The following is a 19738-nucleotide window of genomic DNA, read 5'->3' as shown; positions in this document are numbered from 1 at the left end:
TTAACGTTTAAACTTGGAACTAAGCTCCGGAACACTCCCGTGTTGCCTCGTAAAATATGTAACACGAACAAATTTTGCATCCGCCTCAATGATTGCATAAGTTCCTCCTAGACCACGGTACTGTCCTCTCGGTAAACTGATACTCCCCGGATTCAAAATCAACATTCCATCATCAGTCATCTCACAACCTAGTTCATGCGTATGTCCAAAAAATGCAAAATTTGCATTTTTTGATTGGGCTCTTAAACTAAGCGTTAATAAATTAGTTTTTACGCCAGTTAAATGTCCATGTGATACATAAATTGTTTCGCCATCGACAACTTTAACTAGCTCTTCTGGAAAATTCATATCAAAATCCATATTTCCAATAACGCCATTGAACACGTTAAAGAGTGAATCGTTAGCTTCTAGCTCTGAATCTCCACAATGAAAAAATGCATCAACTTTATTTTTATTATGCGCTAAAATAGATTCTAATATCTCTCGATCACCATGACTATCACTGACAACTAAGCATTTCATCTTATTTCTCCCACCAATCATTAAATTCTGACATCAAATTAACGGTTGCGCGGCCCCGATGACTAATTTTATTTTTTTCGGTTTCAGTTAATTCAGCCATTGACTTATCTAATTCTGGTACATAAAATAATGGATCATAACCAAATCCGTTATCTCCGCGTGGTATCCCCAAAATTAAACCAGCAACTTCACCATCCGCTACTAGTGACTCACTACCCGGTCTAGCAAAAACTAATGTTGTATGGAAGGTTGCTGTTCGCTTTTCCTTAGGTACATCAGTCAATTCATGCAATAACTTTGCGTTATTGGCGGCATCATCATGATCCCTAGCATATCGAGCAGAAAAGATTCCGGGTCGTCCACCTAGCGCATCTACCATTAATCCAGAATCATCAGCTAAAACGGGTAACTTAGTTAGATTTGAAATTGTTTCAGCTTTTAATTTAGCATTTTCTTCAAATGTTTTACCGGTTTCTTCGACGTCTGGTAACTCAGGGTAGTCCAGCAAGGTCGTAATTTTGAACCCTAATGGATTGAAAAGACGTTTAAATTCGGTCGCTTTTCCCTCATTTTTGGTTGCAATTAAAATAACATCTTTTTGATTCTCAATATGATTATTTTGAATTAAAATAGTTTGTTTTTGTGAATTGCCCATTAATTCTGATAATCCTTCCATTGCGCCGCCTAAAAGCTGAGTTAGCTTATCGCCAAGTAAGTCGGCATTTGACTTTTCAAAATTTAATTGTAAAAACGCACCAGACTCATTTTGTACAATGACTAAATGGCTATCAGCGTCTGCTTCCTCTTGACCAGTTAAATCGACAAACAATTCAAAATCAATAAACCCTACATTAACTGCTGAGAACGGTTTTAATTGTTGACCGTTCTCCTGTAATAGTAAGTTTTGAATGGCAACATAACTCGCATTAATAACTGCCGCAACAACGTCTCCATCAGCCTGCGTAATTTGTACTTGCAATGCAAATCCTTTTTCTTTTAAAGGCTCTGCCAATGCCGTTTTAAGTGATGACGTTATTACATCCACATTAACTGATACTTTAATCCCCAGCCACTGATTAATATCAACCGTTAATTCACCCGCAGTTGATACCTCGTTAACCAGTATCGTTACCTTGGTCAGCCCCAGTCGATATTCAATTGCGCTGTCTACTTGTTTAAGACTTAACTTTGTAATTGAGACAGGTCTAACTTCTAAATTATCGCGATTCTCATGTTTACGCATGTTAGTCTCCTTGACCTAAATGAATTGTTTTAGCGTTAATATTTTCCAAACCTAACCAACCTGAAGCAATTTCATTAAAATCGTCTGAACTTCCTGTTGTGTAAAATTCATGCGTTGTTTCTTCTTCACGTTTAGCCGCGATATCAAAATAGTCCAGTATAGTTGAAACATCATTAACCGTTTCAGCTCCTGAGTCAATTAACGTGACCTTATCCCCAACAGCTTTTTGAATAAACGGTCTTAAAAGTGGGTAGTGCGTGCAGCCCATAACTAGAGTATCAATATTTTTATCATCAAAAAATCCCAAAGTTTCAGCGACAACCTGTTCAGCATATTTTGATTCATATTGGTCATTCTCAACAATTTGTACAAATTCGGGACATGGTAAACTAGTTACAAATAAATTTGGATTTTTCTCATGTAAAGTTCGTTTATATGCACCACTTTTGATTGTTCCTTCCGTACCAATAACGCCAACTCGTTGATTTTTAGATGACTTTATTGCAGCTCGACTTCCTGGTTTTATAACGCCAATCACGGGAATTGCTAATTTTTCTCGCAAATCATCTAAGGCCGCAGCAGTCGCCGTATTACAAGCAATCACTAACATTTTTATTCCTTTACTTAATAAGAAAGACGTCATTTCCCATGTAAACTCTAGAACTTGTTCTGAAGGTCTAGGGCCGTACGGCATTCTAGCCGTATCACCTAGATAGTAAATTTTTTCATTTGGTAGTTGTTTGAGTGCTTCTTTTACAACCGTTAATCCACCGACACCTGAATCTATAAATCCAATTGCTTGATTATTCATTATTTTATCCTCTTTTTAAATTACTTAGTATCTTCAATTATGACTTGTCTTTGCTTAAAATTCAAGTGTAGTCAATTATCTTCAACCCCTAAAAAATAATATCATCTAATCTTAAATAACGGTATAATAAAAACATATAACATATTTAGAGGGAGATCCAAATGAAGTCTAATCCAATTGAAAACTTATTATCCGCTGATACAAATAATATGTTCGCGTATGAACTTTTACGCGACAGTTTAATACCAGAAGTATTTGGTACGGATACAACCATCCTATATTGGGCCGGTAAAAAAATGGCTCGTAATATTAATTTAGCTAGCATAACAGATCTTGTGACTTTTTTTGAAAAAGCAAATTGGGGGAAACTCGAGATTGTTAAGGAAAAAAAAGATAAACAAACTTGGTTACTCTCAGGCGATATCGTTAAATTCCGACAGAATCAAGTGAAAACAGCAGATTTTAATCTTGAAGCTGGATTCATTGCCGAGACAATTCAAATTCAAAGTGGCTTCACATCAGAAACAATTGTTGAAAATCAGAATAGTAAATCCGGTGTTTCAATCATTGTTCAAACTGATTTAAAAAATCCGAACGAAGTAGAACCCACAAATCAATTTCATTTTGAAAAACCAACTGATAACGACTAATTTTTATAGCGATAGTTATCCGACAAAAAAAGAGCTAACCTTTGGGTTAACTCTTTTTTTTGATATTAAATGTATTTAGCTAATACTTCTTTAACTTGATCTTTTGAATGATAACCAACGATCGTATCAACAACTTCGCCATCTTTTTTAATCATTAATGTTGGAATACTCATGATACCAAAAGATTGTGCCGTTGCAGGGTTTTGATCAATATCCATTTTAGAAAATTTGACCGTCTCGCCCATTTCTTGTTCTAATTCTTCAATTGCTGGTGTTTGCATGCGACAAGGACCACACCATGTTGCCCAAAAGTCTGTTAATGTCACACCTGAATCAGTAACTGTTTCAAATTCTTTATCTGTAATTGCTTGTACCATTCGAATTCCTCCTCTGTTATATTATGCTAATATCATATCAGAGAATGTGAATATACGCTATATTTTTGCTTACAAAAAGTAATGTATTACTTAAAGTGAACAATTGTTGCGCCATTTCCTCCAGCATTAGGTGCTGCAAATTCAAATGATTTAACATGACGATTAGCTTTCAAATAATCCGTTATCCCAGTTCTTAAAGCTCCTGTCCCTTTGCCATGTACAATTGTAACTGAGGCATATCCGGCAAGTAACACAGAATCAATATACTGATCAACTTGACTCATCGCATCATCATAACGTTGACCACGAAGGTCAAGTGATGTTGATGTACTCGTAGAAGCAGCATTCTTAAAGACCGTTCGATCTTTCTTGTCACTCTCAACATGAACTTTCTGAAGATCATCTTCACTAATTTTCATTTTTAAAATACCAAGTTGAACTTCCCATTCCGTCTTACTCATTTTTTTAACTAAAACACCTTGTTGACCATATGTTTTAACTAAAACATCATCATTCACACGAAATTCTTGCTTACTTTTAGCACGTTGAAGAACTTTATTTTTCTTCAACGCATCTGTTGGCTGGTGCATCTGTGATAACTGCGACTTAGCATCAATAAGCTCATGTTCTTTTATGGCCTGCCCCTGAGTAATCTGCATTTGACGAATTTTTTTAATAATTTTATCAGCATCTATTTCAGCGTCCGCCACAATATCATTAGCCTTTTCTTTGGCTTTATTTGTCATTGATTCTCTTTGCGTGACAAAATCACCATATTCTTTAGCAAGATCATCATGTAATTTTGTCGCATCAGTTAATTGTACTTGTAAGGCTAATGCTTCATCTTCTGCTTCTTTTCGCTTACTCATTAAATCAGAAATCATTTCATTCAAATCTTGACTATCTTGATTTGTCAGGCTTTGAGCTTGATCAACAATCGCCGAATCTAACCCAATTTTACGAGAAATATCAAACGCATTACTACGACCAGGAATGCCAATTAATAGGCGATATGTTGGTTGTAGCGTAACACTGTCAAATTCCATGCTGGCATTAATTGTTCCAGCACGGTTAAACCCGTAAGCTTTTAATTCAGGATAATGCGTTGTTGCAACCGTGTAACTCCCTTTTGCACCAACCGCGTCAAGAATCGAAATGGCTAAAGCAGCACCTTCTTGCGGGTCCGTTCCAGCGCCTAATTCATCAAATAAGACTAATGAACGGTCATTAATATTGGCCAGAATTGAGACAATATTAGTCATATGGGCAGAGAACGTACTTAGACTCTGTTCAATCGATTGTTCATCCCCGATATCCGCAAAAATATCTTCAAAAATACCGATACGACTACCTTCACTCGTAGGAATATTCAATCCAGACTGACCCATCATTTGAATGAGGCCCAGAGTCTTCAACGTAATTGTTTTACCACCGGTATTAGGTCCCGTAACAACAATTGCCTGATAATCTTTTCCTAGCATAATATCATTAGCGACCACTTTTTTACTATCCAATAATGGATGACGTGCTTGTCTCAAGAAGATATCATTCTCGATACTGATTGTAGGTTCAGTTGCTTTAATTGAACTTGCATACTGTGCCTTGGCATTAACGAAGTCAAAATGACCCAGAATATATGCATTTTCTAGAATTTCTGCAGTAAAAGGTGCAATTAGTTCAGATAGCTCAGCCAAAATACGACGTTCTTCATCGGCCTGAGCGAGTTGTTGTTCACGTAATCGATTATTCATTTCAACAATTGCTTGAGGTTCAATAAATAAGGTTTGACCCGTCGCACTTTGATCGTGAACGGCACCACCAAATTGGCCACGATATTCAGCCTTAACTGGGATCACGTAACGTTCATTTCGAATTGTTATTAATGCCTCGCTTAAATACTTGGCACTCTTACCACGCGTAAATTCTTGCAATTTTGCTCTAATGGCACTTTCTGAGCGTAAGATGTTTTGTCTGATATTATGCAGTACTGGTGATGCTTCATCAGTTATATGACCATCATTCTCGATAGATTGGTTTAATCTACGACTAATATCGGGTAAATTTTCAAGCTTGTCTATCCAATCGAACAGTCTAACCAATTCAATTTCAGAGTCAGCCAAATCTTTGAAGAATAATTTTATTTCATTAGTTGTTCTTAAAACACGACCAACTGCTGTCAACTCCTTACCATTCAAAGAAGCACCCATATCAAGCCGTTTCATGTGTGGTTTCACATTAACTAATTGCGGTAATGGAATACCTCCACGTAAGCGTAATATTTTAACGGCATCTTGTGTCTCATCTAAGTCTTTTTGAATTTTTTCAAGATCAATCATTGGTTTTAGGCCATTAACTTCTTCTTGACCAGATTCAGTCGATATAAAAGCTTGAATTTGTTGTTTAACTTTTTGGTATTCTAATGTATTTAAACCTTTTTCGTTCATAGTTTAATCCTCCTAGCGTTAATCCGTGGCTTCCTTTGTTATAAATATCTGTTTGGCCACTGTAGGCGTCTCTGTTAGTATTTTTTGTGCAATAGTTGACTCTGAAACGGATGCATTAATTGTTTCATTTGGCCAGATTGATAAAACGGTTAATCCAACAAAAATAAAAACAAACATCAATGCAACAGATAAAAGTCCTCCGATTAGGGAATTAACCTGATGGATAACAGGAAGTTTCGTTACAGAATTTACAACTCTAATCACACTTCTTACAAGTATTCCACCAACTAAAAGTAAGACAGCAAACACGATCATTGAATAGAAATTAGTTTGAACGTGATTTGCGATAGTCGTGCCACCTGTTGTCGAAAATTTTGGAAAATATTCTCCAAGCCAATTAGTAACAGGATTGGTTAACATGCGGGCAAATAAATAGATGGCGATAAATCCAACCATCCTCAGAAGCGTTAATACTAACCCTTGTTTGTAGCCACTAAAAAATGACACGATTAATAAAAAAATAACAATTAAAGAAACTGTCATAATATTACTCCTTTACTTGTGTTTCACCATTAATTTCATTTAATTTTTCTTGCAATTTAATTTGATCTGAAACAGCGTTGATTGCGACCAACATGGCTGCCTGTTCATCGTCTATCTCAGGTAACATCTCTTTCACAGATTGAAATTCATCTTTCACTAATGTTGCTACGGCATCCATGTGCATATCTGATTCTGACCCAACAATTGTATACACCTTTTTACCGATTTTTGTTTTATATCTATTTTTTTGATTTTCCAATGAACACCCTCCTTGCATTTAATCATTTAAAAATAATTTTACCACGAATTACATAAAAGATATACGTTATCACAATTTAGAGAAGATAATCTTAAGCAAAATAAAAAAGTTAAACCAACTGGCTCAACTTTTCAACATAAAATCTTATTGCATACTTTCATCTGAAAGGAAGGTATTTAAGACTTCTTCAACCATATCCCATTCAGCGTCATCTTCAATTGGTTCTAAATCACTTTCAGTTGCTTCACCGTTTTCATTGGGGTTAAATGAGTAGGCTTGAATTTCAACCTCTTCATCTGCCTCTGAACCTAATGGGTAGAGCATGATGTATGACTTGTTATAATCATCAGATTCAAATGTGAATAAAACTTCAAAAAGCGTTTCATTACCATTATCATCTACCAATGTAATTTGTTGGTTTTCTTCTTCGTTATTCATGTTGTGCCCTCACTTTATTCTTTAGTTAATTTGCCTTTACCATCCAGATAATTCTGTAAAATAAGGCTTGCGGCAAGTTTATCAATTACTTTTTTTCTTTTTTTTCTTGATGTGTCAGCCTGTTCAACAAGCATACGTTCTGCCTCAACCGTTGTCAACCGTTCATCTTGAAAATCAATAGGTAGTCCAAAAGTTTCTACCAATAAATCGCCATATTTCTGTGCAGCTTCGGCTCTTGGGCCTAATGAATTATTCATGTTTTTAGGTAATCCAATCACAAATCCAGTCACTTCATACTCCGCTACCAGTTCCTTAACGCGATCAATCCCAAATTCACTTCTGTCTTCATTGATACGAATAATCTCAACGCCTTGGGCAGTCCATCCTAACAAATCGCTCATTGAAACGCCAACCGTTCTTGAACCAACATCCAAGCCCATTAATCTCATTTAACTGCCTACTTTTCTTCTTTATTTAAGTAATTTTTAACTAACTCTTCCACAATTTCATCACGTTCATATTTTCTAATTAAATTCCGCGCATCATTATATCTAGGGATATACGCGGGGTCGCCCGATAACAAATAGCCAACAATTTGGTTAATAGGATTGTACCCTTTTTCTTCTAGCGACTGGTAAACAGTCACCAAAGTATCGTGGACATCTTTTTTATTATTTTCGTCAAACTCAAAGAACATTGTTTTATCTAATGAACTCATAAAGCGGCACCCCCATCTATTTATTAACTTACCCCTATTCTACTAAAAAAGAAGGCATCCGACAATCAAAATAGGCTGATGTAATCAAGCCGTAATATAACAAAAAAGTATTTATCTAATTTAATAGATAAATACCCCTTTAATTTTTATTTAGTTTGATTTTCTAACCAATTTGTCGCCTCTTTAATTGCGTCACTCAACCCAGCTGGGTTCTTACCACCGGCCTGTGCTAAATCTGGTCGGCCACCACCGCCGCCGCCAACGAATGGTGCGATTATCTTAATTAAATCACCAGCTTTTAATCCCGATTTAATCCCATCGGCACTAACAGCGGTAATTAAATTAACCTTACCGTCATCACTTGTCGTTCCAATAGCCAAGACATCTGATAATCCTTGTGTTTTCCACTGATCCGCAAGTTGACGTAATTGAGACATCCCAGAAACCGAAACTTGTGCTGCAATAAGCGTTTTGCCGTTAATTTCTTGCTTATTCTTAAAGACATCCCCAGCTTGTTGGCTGGCAATTTTATCTTCAAATGCCTGAATCTGTTGTTCACTAGTTTTTAATGACACTTGAAGTTGTTCTATTTTCTTAGGTACTTCCACAACTTTATTAGCTTTCACCTGTTGTGCCACTGATTCTAAAAGGGTACTTCGACCATTTAAAAAGTCAAATGCTTCTTTAGAAGTCACTGCTTCAATTCGGCGAACACCAGCACCAACACCTGATTCAGAAATGATTTTAAATAAACCAATTTCGCTGGTATTAGCAACATGTGTCCCACCACAGAACTCAATTGAATAATCACCAATTTTAACGACACGGACGATTTTGCCATATTTTTCTGAGAATAAAGCAATAGCACCCATATTCTTAGCAGATTCAATATCCGTTTCAACCGTTTCGACGGCCAATTCAGCCCAAATTTTATCGTTAACAATCTTTTCAACTTTTTCCAATTGTTTTTCTGAAACAGAACCAATATTTGTAAAATCAAAACGTAAGTAAGTTGGTTCAACAAGTGAGCCAGCTTGGTGAGTATGCTCACCCAAGATATCCCTTAATGCTTGATCAAGTAAATGAGTGGCCGTATGATTCTTTTCAACTTTCTTATGGAAATCTTGATTAATTTCTAACGATACTAATTGATTTTTCTTCATGGGCGCAAGAACTTTAATCGCATGCAAATTTTGTCCATTTGGCGCATGTTGAACATCTTCTACCTCGGCAATGACATTACCATTCGTATCTTTAACAGTCCCTTTATCGGCAACTTGTCCACCCATTTCAGCATAAAAAGGTGTCTTAGAGAATATAACCTGTGCATTATCACCTGGTTTAATCGTATCCACTAATTCATTATCAACAATTAAATCAACTATTTCAGTTTCATTAACATCGGGATGTGTATATCCGACGTACTCACTAACCGTTTTAATATCGGTTAATAACCCATTTTGAACACCCATTGACTTCGCATTACCACGAGCGGCGCGGGCACGTTCCTTTTGTTGTTGCATTTCTGCATTAAAGCCTTCTTGATCGACTGACAAGCCTTCATCTTCTGCATATTCTTTTGTTAATTCAAATGGAAATCCATAAGTATCATATAATTTAAAGACGCCGGCACCAGACAATTCTGATTTATTTTCTGCTTTAGTTGTCTCAATCAGATTATTCAATAATTGTAATCCATCTTTTAACGTTTCATTAAAACGTTCTTCTTCAGAACGCACAATTTTAGAAATATACTCAGCTTGTTCTAAAACTTCCGGATAGTAATCCTTCATGATATTTCCAACGACAGGTACAAGGCTCGTTAAAAATGATCCTTCAATACCTAATTTTTGTCCATGCATAACGGCACGACGGATTAAACGACGGATAACATAACCACGTCCTTCATTAGAAGGTAATGCACCATCACCAATTGCAAACGAAATAGCGCGCGCATGATCTGCAATAACCTTAAATGAAATGTCATCTTGTTCATTATCGTCATACTTTTTATTATCACTCATCTTTTCGGTTGCATCGATTAATGGTAAAAATAAATCCGTCTCAAAGTTAGTCTTAGCATTTTGGAAAATAGAAACAACACGTTCTAATCCCATTCCCGTATCAATATTTTGATGAGGTAATGGTTCATACGTATTTTCAGGTGTGTGATTAAATTCAGAGAAGACAATATTCCAAACTTCTAGATAACGTTCATTTTCACCACCAGGATAATTCTCAGGATCATCTTCAGCCAAATTATTAAAACTTTGTCCACGATCGTAGAAAATTTCCGTATCGGGGCCACTAGGTCCTTGACCAATATCCCAAAAGTTATCTTCTACTTCTACAAGGTGATCCTTGGGTAATTTAACCTCTTCCAACCAAATCCGTTTCGCTTCCAAATCCTTTGGATAAACGGTAACGTATAATTTTTCAGGATCAAAGGCAAACCATTTTTCACTTGTCAGTAATTCCCAAGCCCAATTAATTGCTTCGGGTTTAAAGTAATCGCCAATTGAAAAGTTACCTAGCATCTCAAATAACGTATGGTGACGTGCTGTTTTCCCTACATTTTCGATATCATTTGTTCTGATACTTTTTTGCGCGTTCGTAATCCTGGGATTTTCTGGTACAACTGACCCATCAAAATATTTTTTTAAAGTAGCCACACCCGAATTAATCCACAATAATGTTGGATCATCCACGGGGAGTAATGAAGCACTCGGCTCGATAGTATGCCCTTTTTCTTTAAAGAAATCTAGATACATTTGTCTAATTTCAGTACTTGTCATTTTTTTCATAGGTGTAACTTCCCTTCTATTTTTAAGCAAAAAACACCGCTGCGAGTAAGGACGCTTATAGCGCGGTACCACCTTACTTGCAACGATGTTTTAGTCGTTTACCTCTTAAGCTCGATAACGTTGAGTGGACGTCTTTCTCTACATTCATATCACAAGGTAGCTCTTTTAAATAATCATTTCTCTCAGCAAACGAAATGTTTCTGTTCATCTATTTAAAATTATCCTTGTTTCTAATAAAAATTATATTGAAAACCACTTAAATTGTCAAATATAGCTTACGATTCTTTACGATTTTGCTTTCTATTAACGCGACGATCCATTTGATCTTTACGTTTAATTGCTTTTTGAATCTTTTTCTTATATCCAGGTTTACGTTTTTTCTTCTCTTTTTTAACCATTCCCTTAATTACGGGAGCTAGAGGATCTTTTGTTTGTTTACGATTTTCACGACGATTACGATCATATGAATCAACGATTTCGCCTTTTTTAATATCTTTGGGTGCAAATTTAATACCCATTGCTTCTAATTCAGCAATTTTATTTTCTTCATTTGGTTCATATAATGTCATCGCAATTCCGCTAAGGCCATTACGACCAGTACGTCCAACTCGATGAATAAAGAATTCTAAATCGTTTGGAATATCATCATTAATAACATGCGAAACACCTTCAATATCAATTCCACGGGCAGCTAAATCAGTTGCAACCACATATTGAAAATCTAATTTTTGTACTTCTTTCATTACGCGTTTTCGTTCACGAGCTGGAACATCTCCATGAATTTTGGCAACTTTTAAATCTTTACCACGTAAGTATTCAACAATTTCATCAACACGCGTTTTTGTATTGGCAAAAATAAGTGCAATATAGGGTTGACCCATTGTAATTAATTGATAAATAACTTCATTTCGATCATGTCCTTTTGTCGGAATAATCCAATTTTCGATCGTATCACTAATCACTGACTTAGCAGCAATTTCTTCAACAACCGGATTTTTCATGTACTTCTTTAAAAATGGTTGTAACTTCTGAGGAATCGTTGCTGAAAAGACCATCATTTGAAGATCAGAAGGTAAGGCCGAAGCAATCTGGTCCGTCTCCTTCAAAAATCCTAAATCAAGCGTCATATCAGCTTCATCGACAACTAAGATTGAAGCATTATGGATGTCTAAATCGTTACTACCCATTAAATCAGCAATTCGTCCAGGCGTCCCGATAACAATTTGTGGTTGTCTTCTACTTAATTTATCAATTTGACGTTGTTTATCTGTCCCACCAACATAATTTTGGATATGAATTGGTTCAGGACTAAATTCTGCCAATTGTTTTGCAGCTTCATAAATTTGGTAAGCAAGTTCACGACTTGGCGTTGTGATAACTGCTTGAACCGTATTGTTAGCTGAATCAATTTGGTTAAAGATTGGTAATAAGAAAGTATGTGTTTTACCACTTCCTGTTTGGGATTGGCCTACGACGCTTTTGCCCTTCATAATAACGGGAATTAGTCGTTGTTGAACTTCCGTTGGTACATTGAAATGAATTGCCTCAATCGCTTTTAAAAGATACGATTTCAGGCCAAAATTTTTAAAGTTTTCTGGCATCTTATTCTCCTGTGTATGTCCTAGCTAAGTCATCAAGTGATTTAACTATTTCTTCGTACTCTGCTTGGTCTTTGGCTCTTGCACCACTGGCCATGGGATGTCCACCACCATCATGCTCTTTTGCTAGTTGGTTGATTACTGGTCCCTTTGAACGTAATCGAACGCGATAGCTACCATCCTTTTGTTGAACAAAAATTGCCCAACATTGAACTTCAATAATTTTACCTGGTAACGGTACAATTTGAGATGAGCCAGCATCGCCCAACTCTATTGAATCAAGATAATCATGTGTTAATACGACGTATGCGGCTTTATGTTCCGTAATCACTAAATTATCATATACGTAGCCTGATAATTTAGCCACACCCGCCGTAATATTATCCATCTTTTGGTTTATTTTAGTTGTTGAAAAATGATAAGCCATTAATTCAGCAACCACCTGCATCGTGTGCGCTGTCGTTGCCGAATACATAAAGCGACCAGTATCACCAACGATACCGGCATAAAGCATTCTAGCCGCGTCATCAGTTACAGTTAACCCACCTTCAACCTGATCAACTAAATCCATGACTAGCTCAGAACTACTTGATGCCCCCGTTTTTACCCAAACCAAATCACCATAAACATCTTCATTTGGGTGATGGTCAAACTTAATTAGGTATGCTCCCGTCGTATAGCGATCATCTTCGATTCTTGGTCGATTAGCCGTATCAATTACGATTACAAGTGCATCAGTGTACAAATCATCAGCAATTTCATCTTGGTCGCTAATCCAGGCTAACCCAGCCGATGGTGCACCAACTTGGTAAACCTTTTTTTCGGGAAAGCTTGCACGAATTATCGCTGCTAATCCAGATTGAGACCCAATTGCGTCAGGATCTGGGCTTTGATGACGATGAATAATAATTGTATCAAATTGTTTAATTTTTTTTAGTATCTCTAATTCAATTTTCACTTAAACGACTCCTTCTTAAAACTCAAACGGAACATCAATTTCGGGAATGATACCAACACCATCGTTCAATAGTTGAACAAACTCAACAGGATCCTGCTCAATTTTTGTAAATGTATTATAGTGAATTGGCACAACCTTCTTGGCTTGAACAAACTCGGCCGCAATTGCCGCGTCTTCTAGTCCCATTGTGTAAGTGTCACCAATGGGTAAGAATGCTAAATCTACGGGTTCCATGTGGTTAACTAACTTCATATCTGAAAATAAAGCTGTGTCGCCGGCATGGTACAGAACTTTACCAGCAATATGTAACTCAAAACCTGCTGCAACACCTAACGTTCTAGGCTTACCATCAATGGCGAGTGCGGCAGTATGCCACGCGGGCACAAGTTTCACCGAGCCAAATGGTAACGTAAGTTGACCGCCAAAATTCAATTCTTCAACCGTTAATCCTTCAGATTTAAAATAATTAGCTAAATCAGTAATGGAAATGACCGTAGCATTAGATTGCTTAGCCAACTCAATCGTATCACCCACATGATCATAATGTGCATGGGTTACCAAAATGTAATCCGGATTTAATTCCGCAACAGTTGTCTTAACTAATGGATTGTCTTTAATGAATGGATCAATTAAAATCGTTAACTGATTATCAGTAATAATTTGAACACTGGATTGTCCAAGCCATGTAATTTTCATGATTAATCTTCTTTCATTTCCAAAGTTGCTCTTAAGTATAACGGTTATTGAGGCCAATTACAAAGGCTGATTCAACACTTTTTTCTCAAATAAAGGCAACTTCATGTTTTCAAAACCAATTGGTGCTAAATTTGTCATCGTTAATCCAAGTAATCGAATCCCCTTCTCAGCACCTAAAATTTCATCAAATATCTGCCGACCATAAAAGTAAATCGTTGCCGCATCGTTACGAATAAATTCATCCAATGTTAATCTTTTTGTGAGCGTTGTAAAATCTTGATATCGAACTTTAATAACCAATGTTTTCCCATGTTTCTGTTGCTTATTCAATGTTTCCGAAACTAAGCTCGCAATATATCTAAGCTGAGTTTCTACCTCGTCAATCGTCATCAATAGTTTTCCATACGTTCGTTCACTTCCAATGGACTTTCGTTCTCTTTGCCATTCAACTGGTCTGTCATCCACACCACGCACGCGTTTGTATAGAAAATAACCTAATTTGCCAAATTGTTGTATTAATTCAACTTCAGATTTTTTCAACAGTTCTTTTCCCGTAAAGATACCTTGATCAATCATCTTAGGAGCCGTTTTTTTACCAACACCTCTAAATTTTCCAATTGGTAACCCGGATAAAAAAGGAATAACATCGCCCGGAAGTATCAGCGTCATACCTGCTGGTTTATTATAATCAGATGCTAATTTTGCCAAAAATTTATTGTAAGAAACACCTGTTGAACAGGTTAAATGTAGTTTCTGATAAATCTCTCTTTGAATCATATGTGCCACCTGGATAGCACTCTTAATTTCTTTTTTGTTCTGCGTAACATCCAAATAGGCTTCATCAAATGCAATTGGTTCAATCATTTCGGTATATTCATGAAATATTTCATGAAGTTGACTTGAAACCTCTTTATACAATGTGAAATCCGGTGCTTTAAAGATAGCTTTAGGACAAATTTCATAAGCTTCTTGTGCCGCCATGGCAGAATGAATACCTAATTTTCTGGCCTCATAGTTAGCCGTGGCAACAACGCCACGACCACCATTTTTTCTCGGATCATGGGCGATTACTAACGGCTTTCCGATAAATTCGGGATGTTCACGTTCTTCAATTGATGCGTAAAAAGCATCCATATCAACATGAATTATTTTTCTTTTTAATAAATTTTCATCTATTGTGATACCATTCAGCTCAGCCATTAGATCACCCCCCTTTTCTTACTTCATTATAACAAACGTACGTTCTATTTAAAACTAATCGTTCGTCCTTGTTATCTATCACTTTGACTTCTTACCCGTCCTATCTTCAATAAAGAATCGTTTGCAAAAAAAAATAACGCCTCGATTACCATCGAAACGTTACTTTTAATTATTTTTCAGGATTATAGATCCAGTAATTACCATCATCTGTTAATAACTTGGCTGATGCTTCGGGGCCCATAGAACCGCTCAGGTAGTTAGGGAATACCGTCTTGTCATCATCGTTATTATGCCATGAATTCAAAATGACGTCTGCCACATTCCAAGCTTTAGCAACTTCATTCCAATGCGCAAAGTTAATCGCAATCCCGTTCAAAGCATCCAAAAGTAATTTTTCGTATGCTTCTGGCGTATTAGCTTTCGTCTCGGGAGAATTAACGTAATCCAAATTAGTTTTATTTGTATTAAAACCTTGACCAATTTCTTTAGTATTAATTGTTAGTCTGAAACGTTCATCAGGTTCAATCGTGATTGTTAACACATCTTTACCTAAATGTTCATGTTCATCACTCGTTCCAAAAATATTTTTTTCAACATTTTTAAAAACAATATTGATTTCGGTATTTTTTTCAACGAGACGTTTACCACTTCGAACGTACACTGGTACACCTGACCAACGCTCGTTATCAATCATTAAGCGTCCAGCAATAAATGTTTCCATCATCGAATCTGGTGCAATTTGTTCTTCATCGCGGTAGGCCTTTTCAGTTCCTGCCTCGTTAGCTCCATATTGTCCACGAACAAAGTTTGCATCAACCTCTTCAGGTTTTAAAACACGAATAGCCTCTAAAGCTTTCAATTTCTCTTTACGAATTTCTGAAGCAACAAATTCTTTTGGCATATCCATCGTTAACAATGACACTACCTGCATAATGTGATTTTGGAACATATCACGCATAGCACCACTTGTTTCATAGTAACCACCGCGTTCTTCAACGCCTAATGATTCACTTAATGTTAATTGAATATTATCGATATATTTATTGTTCCACAATGTTTGCGTAATTATATTACCAAAGCGGATAGCCGGAATATTTTGAATCATTTCTTTACCCAAGTAATGATCAATTCTAAATATTTGGCTTTCATCAAAAGTATTTGTAATCTCATCGTTTAATTTCTTGGCACTTTCAAAATCTCGGCCGAATGGTTTTTCAATGATTAAACGATTAAATCCATTTTTAGTAACTAAGTTTTGAGAGCCTAAATGAGTTGCAATCGTCCCAAAGAATTGAGGTGACATTGCCAAGTAAAACATACGATTACCCTCAATTTGATATTTAGCATCAAGGTCGTCAGCCAATTTCTTTAACGTTATGTAGTGCGCAACATCAGTTACATCATGCGATTGATAATAAAAATGTGAGGCGAAATCAGCGATTTTAGTTTTATCTTCACTAACACCAGCTAAGGATTCAGTAACGACATTTCGATAAAAATCGTCTGTCCAAGGACGTCTTGCAGTCCCAATAACGGCAAAATTTTCATTTAAAAACCCTTTTTCAAATAACTTGAAAAGAGAAGGATATAATTTACGTTTTGCCAAATCACCGGTTCCACCAAAGATAATAAATAATGCTTTTTGTTGAGTTTCCATTACTTCACACCACTCTCGTTTTTTGAGGTCTCAGTCCTCTTTATTAGTATCAAAATCAATAATATAAGTTTACATTTTATTATTAAAATAAACAAGAAACTTGGTCTTAAAACAGGCAATAAAAAAAGTATTAACCTTAATTAGATCAAAGTTAATACTTAAAAATATCTATTTTTCGTCTGATGAAGCTTTATCTTCTTCAGTTTTTGTTTCAATAACTTCTTCTTTAACAGCTGGTTCTTCTTTAGCTGCGGGTGTTACTTCAACAGCGGCTGGAAGTACGCGTGCAATTGCTGAACGTTCGAATGTTAAGAAAATACCGTCACAATCAAGCGTAACTGTTTTTGCTTCTTCATCAAAGCTATCAATAACACCATGTAAACGACCGATAGTAACAACTGCATCCCCAGGTTTTAATTGGTTCATCATATCTTGTTGTTTTTGTTGTTGTTTTTTTTGTGGGCGAATCATCATGAAATACATCAAAACGAATAACGCCACAATCATTAAAATACTACTATATTGCATTAATTAGCCACCTCTATTTTCTATTTTCTTACTATACAAGGGTATCAAACTTCTTGACTGAACACCATACCTATTCAAATAAATTTAAAAATTCTTAGGATTTTTATCATAGAAGCCGTATTGTTCAAAAAATGCTTCACGAAATTCCAATAAGTTATCATCCATGATTGCTTGACGAACGTCAGCCATTAAATGCGTTAAGAAATATAAATTATGGTAACTCGTTAAACGAATACCAAATGTTTCGTCCGCCTTAATTAAGTGACGTAAGTAAGCACGTGTATAATTTTTACATGTATAACAATCGCAATTTTCATCCAATGGTCTAAAATCGCGTTCGTATTTAGCATTTTTTACGACCACGCGACCCATTGAAGTCATTGTCGTTCCATTTCTGGCAATTCGTGTTGGCAGTACGCAGTCAAACATATCAATTCCACGTAATACCCCATCAATCAAGGCATCCGCTGAACCGACGCCCATCAAATAACGAGGTTTGTCTTCAGGTAATAACGGTGTTGTAAAATCTAAAACGCGATTCATTTCAGCTTTCGATTCACCAACAGATAATCCACCGATTGAGTAACCGGGGAAATCCATCGAGACCAAATCGCGTGCGCTACGTTCTCTCAAGTTACGATGACCGCCACCTTGAACAATCCCAAACAATGCTTGTTCTTTAGGGTTCAAATGTGCCTTAAGACCACGTTCAGCCCAACGACTCGTCCGATCAACTGATTTACTAATATAATCATAGCTTTCTGAAAATGGTGGACATTCATCAAAACTCATCATGATATCAGCACCTAATGCGTTCTCAACATGAATGGCTTTTTCTGGCGATAAAAATAAGTTGGCGCCATTCAAATGACTCTTGAATTTAACGCCCTCTTCACTAATATCACGCATCTTAGCTAATGAGAAAACTTGGAAACCACCTGAATCAGTTAAAATACCTTTATCCCAGTTCATAAATTTATGCAGTCCGCCGGCTTCTTGAACGATATCTTCACCGGGTCGTAACCATAAATGGTACGTATTCGATAAAATAATATTAGCACCCAGTTCATCTAACTCTTCAGGTGCCATAGATTTTACTGAAGCTAATGTACCCACGGGCATGAACATCGGCGTTGGAAATGTCCCATGCGGCGTAATAATCTCACCAAGTCTAGCACCAGTTCGTTTATCTTTTTTGATTAAGCGATACTTAATTGCTGGTTCTACCATTTATTAATTCTCCATTCTATTTAATGTACATTGCATCGCCGAAACTAAAGAACCGATACTTAGCATCAACCGCATGCTTATACGCGTTTAATATATTTTCTCTTCCTGTAAATGCCGCAACCAACATCACCAATGTTGATTTTGGTAAATGAAAATTAGTGATAAACCCTTCAACGACCTTGAATTCATAACCGGGTTTAATGAAAATTTCAGTCCAACCACTGTCAGCCTGAATATCACCGTTAAATTTTGATCCAATTGTTTCAAGCGTTCTAATTGAGGTTGTTCCGGTTGCAATAATCTTGCCGCCCAATTGTCGTACCTCATTTAACATTTTAGCCGAGTCAGCTGTTAATCGATAAAACTCGCTATGCATTTTATGATCTTCAATATTTGTCTCACTAACAGGTCTAAATGTTCCTAGCCCAACGTGTAACGTCAGGTAAACCAAATGAACACCTTTTGCTTCTATTTTTTCTAATAACTGTGTTGTAAAATGTAACCCTGCCGTAGGTGCTGCGGCCGATCCAACCTCTTTTGAATAAACGGTTTGATACATTTCTTGATCTTCAAGCGTTTCTTTAATATAAGGAGGCAATGGCATTTCACCAAGTTCATTCAAAATCTCCATAAAAATCCCATCATAATCAAATCGAATCATTCGACCACCATGTTCTAATTCCTTTGTAATAGTTGCCGTCAGTCGACCATCACCAAAGCTAATCACAGAACCAATCTTCATTTTTTTAGCAGGCTTCACCAAGGTTTCCCAGTTGTCACCATCGGTATTATTTAACAATAACACTTCAATGTGACCACCAGTATCGGGCCTGATTCCATGAATTCTAGCAGGCATTACCCGGGAATCATTCATAACCAATGCATCCCCCGCGTTTAATTGATCAATTACATTGTAGAAATAGTCATCTTGGATATCGCCAGTCTCATGATCCAAAACCAACATCCGTGACGCGTCACGTTCTTCTAATGGCGTTTGCGCAATTAAGGCTTGAGGTAATTCATAATCAAAGTCTTCAGTACTTAGTTGTTTAGTCAAAATAT

The 19738-nt window shown here is 36.5% G+C and carries 20 protein-coding genes; 1 reads left to right on the top strand and 19 read right to left on the bottom strand.

Features of this window, described 5'->3' with window-relative positions:
* From N0K80_RS06845 to racE, 3 genes are read right to left on the bottom strand one after another with little or no spacing between them, the layout of a single operon-like run.
* Positions 1-522 (bottom strand): metallophosphoesterase, encoded by a 522-nt coding sequence (locus tag N0K80_RS06845; RefSeq protein ID WP_269024191.1) that lies wholly within the window; start codon positions 520-522, stop codon positions 1-3.
* 1 nt (position 523) lies between these two features.
* Positions 524-1765, bottom strand: coding sequence for an XTP/dITP diphosphatase (locus N0K80_RS06840; RefSeq protein WP_269024192.1), 1242 nt, complete (start codon positions 1763-1765; stop codon positions 524-526).
* 1 nt (position 1766) lies between these two features.
* Positions 1767-2576 carry a glutamate racemase gene (racE, locus tag N0K80_RS06835; protein ID WP_057974579.1) on the bottom strand — a complete coding sequence of 270 codons (810 nt, stop codon included), beginning with the start codon at positions 2574-2576 and terminating at the stop codon, positions 1767-1769.
* Between the two features lie 161 nt (positions 2577-2737).
* Between racE and N0K80_RS06830 the strand changes: the two genes are divergently transcribed.
* The gene (locus N0K80_RS06830; protein ID WP_269008077.1) at positions 2738-3226 is read left to right on the top strand and encodes a YslB family protein; all 489 of its coding nucleotides are present in this window, start codon (positions 2738-2740) and stop codon (positions 3224-3226) included.
* A 65-nt stretch (positions 3227-3291) separates the two neighbouring features.
* On the opposite strand, the gene trxA is transcribed toward N0K80_RS06830, so the two are convergent.
* The 16 genes from trxA to queA form a co-directional block, all read right to left on the bottom strand.
* Positions 3292-3603, bottom strand: a complete 312-nt coding sequence (trxA, locus tag N0K80_RS06825) for a thioredoxin (RefSeq protein ID WP_057974577.1) — start codon at positions 3601-3603, stop codon at positions 3292-3294.
* 86 nt (positions 3604-3689) lie between these two features.
* Positions 3690-6047 carry an endonuclease MutS2 gene (locus N0K80_RS06820; RefSeq protein ID WP_269024193.1) on the bottom strand — a complete coding sequence of 786 codons (2358 nt, stop codon included), beginning with the start codon at positions 6045-6047 and terminating at the stop codon, positions 3690-3692.
* 18 nt (positions 6048-6065) lie between these two features.
* Positions 6066-6590, bottom strand: coding sequence for a CvpA family protein (locus N0K80_RS06815; protein ID WP_269024194.1), 525 nt, complete (start codon positions 6588-6590; stop codon positions 6066-6068).
* Positions 6591-6594: 4 nt separating this feature from the next.
* Positions 6595-6849 (bottom strand): cell division protein ZapA, encoded by a 255-nt coding sequence (gene zapA, locus N0K80_RS06810; RefSeq protein ID WP_186726301.1) that lies wholly within the window; start codon positions 6847-6849, stop codon positions 6595-6597.
* 144 nt (positions 6850-6993) lie between these two features.
* Complete coding sequence (locus tag N0K80_RS06805) at positions 6994-7287, bottom strand: DUF1292 domain-containing protein (protein ID WP_057974573.1); 294 nt, start codon at positions 7285-7287, stop codon at positions 6994-6996.
* A gap of 14 nt (positions 7288-7301) precedes the next feature.
* Positions 7302-7736 (bottom strand): Holliday junction resolvase RuvX, encoded by a 435-nt coding sequence (gene ruvX / locus N0K80_RS06800; protein ID WP_057974572.1) that lies wholly within the window; start codon positions 7734-7736, stop codon positions 7302-7304.
* Positions 7737-7744: 8 nt separating this feature from the next.
* A complete protein-coding gene (locus N0K80_RS06795; RefSeq protein WP_057974571.1) occupies positions 7745-8005 on the bottom strand; it encodes an IreB family regulatory phosphoprotein in 261 nt (86 codons plus the stop codon).
* Positions 8006-8151: 146 nt separating this feature from the next.
* Positions 8152-10809: an alanine--tRNA ligase gene (alaS, locus tag N0K80_RS06790; RefSeq protein WP_269024195.1), complete on the bottom strand. Its 2658-nt coding sequence runs from the start codon at positions 10807-10809 to the stop codon at positions 8152-8154.
* Between the two features lie 275 nt (positions 10810-11084).
* Positions 11085-12410, bottom strand: coding sequence for a DEAD/DEAH box helicase (locus N0K80_RS06785; RefSeq protein WP_269024196.1), 1326 nt, complete (start codon positions 12408-12410; stop codon positions 11085-11087).
* Position 12411: 1 nt separating this feature from the next.
* Positions 12412-13365, bottom strand: coding sequence for a DHH family phosphoesterase (locus N0K80_RS06780; RefSeq protein WP_269024197.1), 954 nt, complete (start codon positions 13363-13365; stop codon positions 12412-12414).
* A 15-nt stretch (positions 13366-13380) separates the two neighbouring features.
* Positions 13381-14061: a metal-dependent hydrolase gene (locus tag N0K80_RS06775; protein WP_269024198.1), complete on the bottom strand. Its 681-nt coding sequence runs from the start codon at positions 14059-14061 to the stop codon at positions 13381-13383.
* A 57-nt stretch (positions 14062-14118) separates the two neighbouring features.
* Positions 14119-15261, bottom strand: coding sequence for a DNA polymerase IV (gene dinB, locus N0K80_RS06770; RefSeq protein ID WP_269024199.1), 1143 nt, complete (start codon positions 15259-15261; stop codon positions 14119-14121).
* A gap of 169 nt (positions 15262-15430) precedes the next feature.
* Positions 15431-16918, bottom strand: a complete 1488-nt coding sequence (zwf, locus tag N0K80_RS06765) for a glucose-6-phosphate dehydrogenase (protein ID WP_269024200.1) — start codon at positions 16916-16918, stop codon at positions 15431-15433.
* Positions 16919-17086: 168 nt separating this feature from the next.
* A complete protein-coding gene (gene yajC, locus N0K80_RS06760; RefSeq protein ID WP_057974564.1) occupies positions 17087-17446 on the bottom strand; it encodes a preprotein translocase subunit YajC in 360 nt (119 codons plus the stop codon).
* 84 nt (positions 17447-17530) lie between these two features.
* Positions 17531-18676: a tRNA guanosine(34) transglycosylase Tgt gene (tgt, locus tag N0K80_RS06755; protein WP_057974563.1), complete on the bottom strand. Its 1146-nt coding sequence runs from the start codon at positions 18674-18676 to the stop codon at positions 17531-17533.
* Positions 18677-18692: 16 nt separating this feature from the next.
* Positions 18693-19733: a tRNA preQ1(34) S-adenosylmethionine ribosyltransferase-isomerase QueA gene (gene queA / locus N0K80_RS06750; protein ID WP_407932693.1), complete on the bottom strand. Its 1041-nt coding sequence runs from the start codon at positions 19731-19733 to the stop codon at positions 18693-18695.
* Positions 19734-19738: the final 5 nt, after the last annotated feature.

The organism is Dellaglioa carnosa, assembly GCF_026948345.1.
GTDB lineage: Bacteria > Bacillota > Bacilli > Lactobacillales > Lactobacillaceae > Dellaglioa > Dellaglioa algida.
Note: the sequence above shows the minus strand (reverse complement) of the source record. Positions and strands in the feature narration are given on the sequence as shown.

What these genes read in the sequence shown, in the direction of transcription:
- N0K80_RS06845 (WP_269024191.1), bottom strand. Translation starts at nt 522, where the DNA reads ATGAAATGCTTAGTTGTCAGTGATAGTCATGGTGATCGAGAGATATTA.
- N0K80_RS06840 (WP_269024192.1), bottom strand. Translation starts at nt 1,765, where the DNA reads ATGCGTAAACATGAGAATCGCGATAATTTAGAAGTTAGACCTGTCTCA.
- racE (WP_057974579.1), bottom strand. Translation starts at nt 2,576, where the DNA reads ATGAATAATCAAGCAATTGGATTTATAGATTCAGGTGTCGGTGGATTA.
- N0K80_RS06830 (WP_269008077.1), top strand. Translation starts at nt 2,738, where the DNA reads ATGAAGTCTAATCCAATTGAAAACTTATTATCCGCTGATACAAATAAT.
- trxA (WP_057974577.1), bottom strand. Translation starts at nt 3,603, where the DNA reads ATGGTACAAGCAATTACAGATAAAGAATTTGAAACAGTTACTGATTCA.
- N0K80_RS06820 (WP_269024193.1), bottom strand. Translation starts at nt 6,047, where the DNA reads ATGAACGAAAAAGGTTTAAATACATTAGAATACCAAAAAGTTAAACAA.
- N0K80_RS06815 (WP_269024194.1), bottom strand. Translation starts at nt 6,590, where the DNA reads ATGACAGTTTCTTTAATTGTTATTTTTTTATTAATCGTGTCATTTTTT.
- N0K80_RS06805 (WP_057974573.1), bottom strand. Translation starts at nt 7,287, where the DNA reads ATGAATAACGAAGAAGAAAACCAACAAATTACATTGGTAGATGATAAT.
- ruvX (WP_057974572.1), bottom strand. Translation starts at nt 7,736, where the DNA reads ATGAGATTAATGGGCTTGGATGTTGGTTCAAGAACGGTTGGCGTTTCA.
- N0K80_RS06795 (WP_057974571.1), bottom strand. Translation starts at nt 8,005, where the DNA reads ATGAGTTCATTAGATAAAACAATGTTCTTTGAGTTTGACGAAAATAAT.
- alaS (WP_269024195.1), bottom strand. Translation starts at nt 10,809, where the DNA reads ATGAAAAAAATGACAAGTACTGAAATTAGACAAATGTATCTAGATTTC.
- N0K80_RS06785 (WP_269024196.1), bottom strand. Translation starts at nt 12,410, where the DNA reads ATGCCAGAAAACTTTAAAAATTTTGGCCTGAAATCGTATCTTTTAAAA.
- N0K80_RS06775 (WP_269024198.1), bottom strand. Translation starts at nt 14,061, where the DNA reads ATGAAAATTACATGGCTTGGACAATCCAGTGTTCAAATTATTACTGAT.
- dinB (WP_269024199.1), bottom strand. Translation starts at nt 15,261, where the DNA reads ATGGCTGAGCTGAATGGTATCACAATAGATGAAAATTTATTAAAAAGA.
- zwf (WP_269024200.1), bottom strand. Translation starts at nt 16,918, where the DNA reads ATGGAAACTCAACAAAAAGCATTATTTATTATCTTTGGTGGAACCGGT.
- yajC (WP_057974564.1), bottom strand. Translation starts at nt 17,446, where the DNA reads ATGCAATATAGTAGTATTTTAATGATTGTGGCGTTATTCGTTTTGATG.
- tgt (WP_057974563.1), bottom strand. Translation starts at nt 18,676, where the DNA reads ATGGTAGAACCAGCAATTAAGTATCGCTTAATCAAAAAAGATAAACGA.